Source organism: Marinobacter persicus (genome assembly GCF_002934325.1).
Lineage (GTDB): Bacteria > Pseudomonadota > Gammaproteobacteria > Pseudomonadales > Oleiphilaceae > Marinobacter > Marinobacter persicus_A.
Genome location: NZ_PTIV01000007.1, coordinates 115,652 through 122,539 on the forward strand (window position 1 = coordinate 115,652; position 6,888 = coordinate 122,539).

Consider the following 6,888-nt stretch of genomic DNA (forward strand, 5'->3'; position numbering starts at 1 on the left):
CGGCTTCCACCGGCAAACCCATTATTGCCCCTCGCGGGGCGCCTTACGGTGTTTGGGTTCAGAGAGAACGTCTTCACACCGTCTGCGCAGGCATTTCTTTAACCCCTTCGGCTCCCGCAAAACGAGAGCCCGGGGGCCTGCGGTCTTTGACAGCCTTGGCTTCCGCCATGACTACAAAGTAACTACCGATCAGTAAATCAGATGCTCAGGGAGCTCTGATCGATAGTCAGGCCTGGCCCCATAGTGGAAGAGATGCTGATCTTCTTCAGATAAACACCCTTCGACGATGAAGGCTTGGCCTTTTTCAGGTCTGCGATCAGAGCTTCAAGGTTTTCCTTGATGTTCTGTGCAGAAAATTCAACGTTACCCAGCGGGGCATGGATAATGCCGTTTTTGTCGGTACGGTAGCGAACCTGACCAGCCTTGGCGTTCTTGACGGCGGTCTCGACGTCCGGCGTTACAGTACCAACCTTCGGGTTCGGCATCAGGCCACGCGGGCCCAGGATCTGACCCAGCTGGCCAACAACACGCATGGCATCCGGAGTGGCGATGACCACATCGAAATCCATGTTGCCTTTTTTGACTTCGTCGGCCAGGTCATCCATGCCAACCACGTCCGCGCCAGCGGCGGTGGCTTTCTCGGCATTGGCGCCCTGGGTAAACACGGCGACGCGAACGTTTTTGCCTGTGCCGTGGGGCAGTACGGTGCTGCTACGAACCACCTGGTCAGATTTACGTGCATCTACGCCCAGGTTTACGGACACGTCGACAGACTCTTTGAACTTGACGTTCTGGCCCAGCTCGACCAGCAGGCTAACCGCTTCGTCTACGGAATAGGCGCGAGTCGGCTCAACTTTTTCACGAATCAGCTTTTGACGCTTGCTCAGCTTCGCCATGTTAGAGGCCCTCCACGTTCAGGCCCATACTGCGGGCAGTACCGGCAATAGTGCGCACCGCTGCGTCCATATCGGCTGCAGTCAGGTCCGGCTCTTTGGTGTTCACGATTTCTTCCAGCTGCGCGCGGGTAACGGTGCCGACTTTATCGGTGTTCGGGCGACCGGAACCGCTCTTGATGCCGGCTGCTTTCTTCAGCAGAACCGCCGCGGGCGGGGTCTTGGTGATAAACGTGAAGCTGCGATCGCTGTATACAGTGATAACAGTCGGAATCGGCAGACCAGGTTCCATTTCCTGGGTCTTGGCATTGAACGCCTTACAGAATTCCATGATGTTAACACCGTGCTGACCCAATGCAGGACCAACAGGGGGGCTCGGGTTGGCCTTACCGGCAGCAACCTGAAGCTTGATATACGCTTCAATCTTCTTTGCCATGATATGTCTCCTATGGGTTCAAACGCCTTTCGGCTCCCCGCTCATTAAACTGCTTGGTGCAGACACAAAAAGCCCGCGACGCCGTGGCGCGCGAGCTGAATTTTCAAGATGTCGCTTACTCTTTCTCGACCTGGCCAAACTCCAGCTCCACCGGAGTGGAACGACCAAAGATGAGAACAGCCACTTTAACGCGACTCTTGTCGTAGTCGACTTCCTCGACCACGCCATTGAAGTCCGCGAACGGCCCTTCAACAACACGAACAATTTCACCCGGCTCAAACAGGGTCTTCGGCTTCGGCTTCTCGGCACCGCTTTCCACGCGCTGCAGAATCCCTTCCGCTTCCCGCTCGGTGATGGGCGCCGGCTTATCCTTGGTACCACCGATGAAGCCAAGAACACGCGGAGTATTCTTCACCAGATGCCAGGTGGCATCGTCCATCTCCATCTGAACCAGAACATAGCCTGGATAGAACTTGCGCTCACTCTTGCGCTTTTTACCTTCGCGCATCTCCACGACTTCTTCAGTCGGGACCAGAATGTCGCCAAACTTATCTTCCATGCCCTCAAGAGCAACACGCTCTTTAAGAGTGCGCATCACATGCTTTTCAAAGCCAGAATACGCATGAACGACGTACCAGCGCTTAGCCATTGCACACTCCCGTTATCCGATGAATCCGGCGACCAGCCAGCTGACCAGCGAATCCATACCCCACAAAATAAGCGCCACCACCAGAACAAACACCACAACAATCGCCGTGGTCTGAATCAGTTCCGGCCGGGTAGGCCAAACTACTTTCCGGATCTCCACACGAGCTTCTTTTAGAAGCACGGCAAAGCGATGACCCCGACTGGTCTGCAACGCAATAAACGCTGCCACAATACCCAGAGCCACAAGCGCCACGACCCGGTACAGCAGGGATTCGGCACCAAAATACAGATTGCCAACCACGCCGGCCGCAACCAAAACGAAAACAACCAGCCACTTCAACAGATCGAAACGGCTGGTCGACTGAACGGCTTTTGACTCCATGGGAATCAGCTTATGTATCCGGAGATTAAAAAATGGCAGGCCAGGAGGGAATCGAACCCCCAACCTGCGGTTTTGGAGACCGCTGCTCTGCCAATTGAGCTACTGGCCTGCACCGAAACTCAGTGCAACAACAAAGAGTAACCCGAAGGTCACTCGATGATCTTGGATACCACGCCGGCACCAACGGTACGGCCACCTTCGCGAATCGCGAAGCGCAGGCCATCTTCCATGGCGATCGGAGCGATCAGGGTAACAGACATTTTCACGTTGTCACCCGGCATTACCATTTCAACGCCTTCCGGCAGTTCACAAGAACCAGTCACGTCAGTTGTACGGAAGTAGAACTGCGGACGGTAGCCCTTGAAGAACGGGGTGTGACGACCACCTTCGTCTTTTGCCAGGACGTACACTTCGCACTCGAACTTGGTGTGCGGAGTGATGGACCCCGGAACCGCCAGTACCTGACCACGTTCAACATCGTCACGCTTGGTACCACGCAGCAGGGCACCGATGTTCTCACCAGCACGACCTTCGTCGAGCAGCTTACGAAACATCTCAACACCAGTAACAACGGTCTTGACGGTGTCTTTGATACCAACGATTTCAACTTCGTCGCCAGTCTTGACGATACCGCGCTCAACACGACCGGTTACAACGGTACCACGACCGGAGATGGAGAAGACGTCCTCGATCGGCATCAGGAACGGCTGATCGATGGCACGCTCCGGCTCGGGGATGTAGTCATCCAGAGCTTCTACCAGCTTCTTAACAGCGGTAGTGCCCATTTCGTTGTCGTCTTTGCCTTCCAGCGCCATCAGAGCAGAACCGGTAACGATCGGAGTGTCGTCGCCCGGGAACTCGTACTGGCTCAGCAGATCACGAACTTCCATCTCGACCAGCTCGAGCAGCTCTTCATCGTCTACCATGTCCGCTTTGTTCAGGAACACAACGATGTACGGTACGCCAACCTGACGGGACAGCAGGATGTGCTCACGAGTCTGCGGCATGGGGCCGTCAGCAGCGGAGCAAACCAGGATCGCGCCGTCCATCTGGGCAGCACCGGTGATCATGTTCTTCACATAGTCAGCGTGGCCCGGGCAGTCAACGTGCGCGTAGTGACGAGTCGGAGAATCGTACTCAACGTGGGAAGTCGCGATGGTGATACCACGCGCTTTCTCTTCCGGCGCGTTATCGATCTGGTCGAACGCACTGGCAGAACCTGTACCCCATACTTCGTGACATACACGAGTCAGAGCAGCGGTCAGAGTGGTTTTACCATGGTCAACGTGACCGATGGTGCCCACGTTCAAGTGCGGCTTACTACGCTCAAATTTTTCTTTAGACATTCGACCAATCCCCCCAGGCAATCAGGATCGTAACGTTGACCGGACAATAGTGGAGCTCATGGGCGGATTTGAACCGCCGACCTCACCCTTACCAAGGGTGTGCTCTACCAACTGAGCTACATGAGCATAAAACCAAATTGGAGCGGGCAGCGGGAATCGAACCCGCGTCATCAGCTTGGAAGGCTGAGGTAATAGCCACTATACGATGCCCGCAAGCAATAATGGTGGAGGGGGCAGGATTCGAACCTGCGAAGCTTTCGCGTCAGATTTACAGTCTGATCCCTTTGGCCACTCGGGAACCCCTCCCGCGCAAACCCGACTTATCGGATCCGCTAAAACCTTAAACTGGAGCTGGCAGAGGGAGTTGAACCCCCGACCTACTGATTACAAGTCAGTTGCTCTACCAACTGAGCTATGCCAGCTCACATTCGCCTCATCAGCGAGGCCGGTATACTACGGAGTTTTTTTCGGCGTTGCAATACCTTTACAAGGCACAGATTCGAAGATTTCGAAATTTTTACCGAATTCCGCTTCAACCGCTTGAGGCTGCAAGTGTTTTGCTTCTGACTCAACCCCAAAAACGAGGGCGTATCCTATCCGATTCCGGGTGAACTTGGCCAGTACCACATCCAGATTTTCTTGCTTTTTTTCAGCGGCGACCATTTGCGCAGCTGTGTCGGACTCGAACAACCCGAGGGAGATGGCATTGCGGTATTCTCCCTGCGTTACAAGCCAGACCTCCATCCCCCTCGCCCTTAACTCGGCAAGCTGATTATAGGCAGCAGCCTCTGGCTGCGGCGGAATCAGGACCCAATTTAGGGGGGGCAGTGTTCGTTCCTGAGTAATCAGGCGGTAGCTAAGATCATGGCGATCAGCAAACGCTTCGGCGGACCGCTGATCATCGAACCAGCCTAACTTGATGCAATCTTTGGCCACCTGCCCGTCGGCAGAAGACGGCTTCAGACTGGACACCCTTGGCAAGGTTCCGTCCGCATCTCGGGATCGGCTGATATCACGATGCGCGACAAACCACACGGCGCCATTGGCCAACACCAGAAGGAACACCAGCCATTTCATGGCGCGGCCTCCGCTTGATCAACCAGGGCCAGCCCCTCAAATACCAACCCGGGCCTATGCTCGCCCTTCAGACCAAGCGCCAATAGCCGCTCAGCATCGCCGCCGGTGATCACCACCGACTCAAGGCCAAGATCGATGACATCTCGCTCAATGTGCTCGACGATCCCAACATTCAGCCAGGAGAGGCCATGATTAACGCAATCAGAGGTACTCGTCCCCGGCACGGTACACAGGGACACGGCATCATCGAAGCCGACCCGGGCAGCGCCCCGATGGAGACTCTCCCGCATCATTTGAAGGCCAGGTAATATATAGCCACCAAGGTGCTGCCCACCGGGCGCAATGTAATCGACCGTGAGGGCGCTACCTGCATCAACAACTGCCACACCGGATCGACTGGCTTGCCAGGCCCCCAGCATGGCATGCCAACGATCAGCTCCCATCAGCGATACATCGACATACCCGTTTCGCAAACCATCACGCACTTGCTCTGACCAGTAGAACCGAATGGATGCCCTGGTGAACTTCTCCAAGGTAGCGCTGAGCGCCGCCATGGCCTGTTCAGACCCCACCATGGACACGGCCACGCGGGTAATCGCCCGCCCATAATTGCCGAGCGCGGATTGCAGCGCCTGAGCCCCCTCTGCAGTGGCGCCTTCATGTTCAACCCCCACGGAGGAAACCAGTCGCCACTTGAGCCGGGTGTTACCGTAGTCAATTAAAAGGATCACGACTGCACCCGTAAACTGATATCACCGGCCTTAACGGCGATAAACTCATCGCCTTTAATAACGAGGTAATTGCCAGCAGCATCAATACCTCCGCCCAACCCGGACAAGTCACCATCCCGGGCGGTCAGCGGCTTGTCCTGAAAAACATCGCGGGCCTGCCACTGCTCTCGGAAAGGAGCAAAGCCCTCTTCCTCAAACTTTCTTATCGAGCTGCTTATCTCCGCGAGCATGGCAGCTGCTATTTGAGATCGACGCCAGTCCTCTCGATCCCACGCCAAGGCCAGACTCGTCCAGGGCTGATCAACCGACTCAGCCCTCGTCATATGAACATTGAGACCTATCCCTGCAATGACCTGGACACGCCCCTCCTGGAGCTCTCCCTGAATTTCGACCAGGATGCCGCCCAGCTTTTTGCCAAAGGCATACAGGTCGTTTGGCCACTTCAAACCTATAGGATTAGCGCCAACTTCTTCGAGCGCACGGGCTACCGCAACGCCCAACACCAGACTGAGCCCCTCGAGAGCCTGGAAACCACCTGCGAGGGAAATGCCAAGGCTCATGTAAAGGTTTTCGCCCTTCGGGCTGGACCAGGGACGCCCACGCCTGCCCCGCCCGGCCGTCTGCGCCTCAGCCAATACAACAGGCGTATTCCCAATAGCCGTCGATAACCGCTTTGCAACCTCGCGATTGGTAGAGTCGACTTCAGGCAGAACCGTCAACTCGATTTCTGACCGAAGGGAGGGAGGCAAACCATCAAGGATATGGTCCGCATCGAGAAAGTCGAGCGCAGACATCAATTGGTAGCCCCGCCCCTTAATGGTTCGTATCTCTGCGCCGTCCGCCTGAGCCTTTTTGATCTGTTTCCAGATGGCAGTCCGGGAAACGCCCAGCGCTTTGGCGAGGGATTCTCCAGAGTGGACCTGACGGTCATCAAGCAAGGACAGAAGGGAAGAGCTTTTCATGAACAACTTTCCAATGGGAAATGGAGACAGGGATTAAACAACAGACGGGCCCAAAAAACAAAACCCGGCTTTTTCCAGGCAATAAAAAACCCCCGACGGCGAACCGGCGGGGGTTTTTGGTATTAAGAGCCTGACGATGACCTACTTTGCTCAGGCCTGTCGGCCTTCGGCCCTTCGGGCCCGCCGTCGCTGCGCTCCCGCGTCCTGCGGCGTGCTAAGCACGCCTTGTCACATGGGGGCCGTTGTAGTGCACAGCAGGGCCTCGATCCAAAATAAAAAAGCCCCGGACGCTTGCGCGACCGGGGCTTTTGTATTTAGGAGCCTGACGATGACCTACTCTCACATGGGCGAACCACACTACCATCGGCGCAGGTCTGTTTCACTTCTGAGTTCGGGATGGGATCAGGTGGTTC

8 protein-coding genes, 5 tRNA genes and 1 rRNA gene are annotated in these 6,888 nt (G+C 55.9%); all 14 read right to left on the reverse strand.

Features of this window, described 5'->3' with window-relative positions:
* Positions 1 to 197: 197 nt before the first annotated feature.
* Positions 198 to 896: a 50S ribosomal protein L1 gene (rplA, locus tag BY454_RS06115; RefSeq protein ID WP_104416829.1), complete on the reverse strand. Its 699-nt coding sequence runs from the start codon at positions 894 to 896 to the stop codon at positions 198 to 200.
* Position 897: 1 nt separating this feature from the next.
* Positions 898 to 1,329 carry a 50S ribosomal protein L11 gene (rplK, locus tag BY454_RS06120; protein ID WP_104416828.1) on the reverse strand — a complete coding sequence of 144 codons (432 nt, stop codon included), beginning with the start codon at positions 1,327 to 1,329 and terminating at the stop codon, positions 898 to 900.
* 115 nt (positions 1,330 to 1,444) lie between these two features.
* The gene (gene nusG, locus BY454_RS06125; protein WP_104416827.1) at positions 1,445 to 1,978 is read right to left on the reverse strand and encodes a transcription termination/antitermination protein NusG; all 534 of its coding nucleotides are present in this window, start codon (positions 1,976 to 1,978) and stop codon (positions 1,445 to 1,447) included.
* Positions 1,979 to 1,990: 12 nt separating this feature from the next.
* Complete coding sequence (gene secE / locus BY454_RS06130) at positions 1,991 to 2,359, reverse strand: preprotein translocase subunit SecE (RefSeq protein WP_104416826.1); 369 nt, start codon at positions 2,357 to 2,359, stop codon at positions 1,991 to 1,993.
* A gap of 33 nt (positions 2,360 to 2,392) precedes the next feature.
* Positions 2,393 to 2,468: transfer RNA gene (locus BY454_RS06135), tRNA-Trp, on the reverse strand.
* A 40-nt stretch (positions 2,469 to 2,508) separates the two neighbouring features.
* The gene (gene tuf, locus BY454_RS06140) at positions 2,509 to 3,705 is read right to left on the reverse strand and encodes an elongation factor Tu (RefSeq protein ID WP_104416825.1); all 1,197 of its coding nucleotides are present in this window, start codon (positions 3,703 to 3,705) and stop codon (positions 2,509 to 2,511) included.
* Positions 3,706 to 3,755: 50 nt separating this feature from the next.
* Positions 3,756 to 3,831, reverse strand: a tRNA-Thr gene (locus BY454_RS06145).
* A 12-nt stretch (positions 3,832 to 3,843) separates the two neighbouring features.
* A tRNA-Gly gene (locus BY454_RS06150) sits at positions 3,844 to 3,918 on the reverse strand.
* Between the two features lie 9 nt (positions 3,919 to 3,927).
* Positions 3,928 to 4,011: transfer RNA gene (locus BY454_RS06155), tRNA-Tyr, on the reverse strand.
* A gap of 40 nt (positions 4,012 to 4,051) precedes the next feature.
* Positions 4,052 to 4,127, reverse strand: a tRNA-Thr gene (locus BY454_RS06160).
* Positions 4,128 to 4,158: 31 nt separating this feature from the next.
* Positions 4,159 to 4,782 (reverse strand): hypothetical protein, encoded by a 624-nt coding sequence (locus BY454_RS06165; RefSeq protein ID WP_104416824.1) that lies wholly within the window; start codon positions 4,780 to 4,782, stop codon positions 4,159 to 4,161.
* The gene (locus BY454_RS06170) at positions 4,779 to 5,513 is read right to left on the reverse strand and encodes a type III pantothenate kinase (protein ID WP_104416823.1); all 735 of its coding nucleotides are present in this window, start codon (positions 5,511 to 5,513) and stop codon (positions 4,779 to 4,781) included. The genes BY454_RS06165 and BY454_RS06170 overlap by 4 nt, the downstream gene beginning before the upstream one ends.
* Positions 5,510 to 6,475: a biotin--[acetyl-CoA-carboxylase] ligase gene (locus BY454_RS06175; protein WP_104416822.1), complete on the reverse strand. Its 966-nt coding sequence runs from the start codon at positions 6,473 to 6,475 to the stop codon at positions 5,510 to 5,512. The genes BY454_RS06170 and BY454_RS06175 overlap by 4 nt, the downstream gene beginning before the upstream one ends.
* 320 nt (positions 6,476 to 6,795) lie before the next feature.
* Positions 6,796 to 6,888: ribosomal RNA gene (gene rrf, locus BY454_RS06180) — 5S ribosomal RNA — on the reverse strand; the annotation flags it as partial.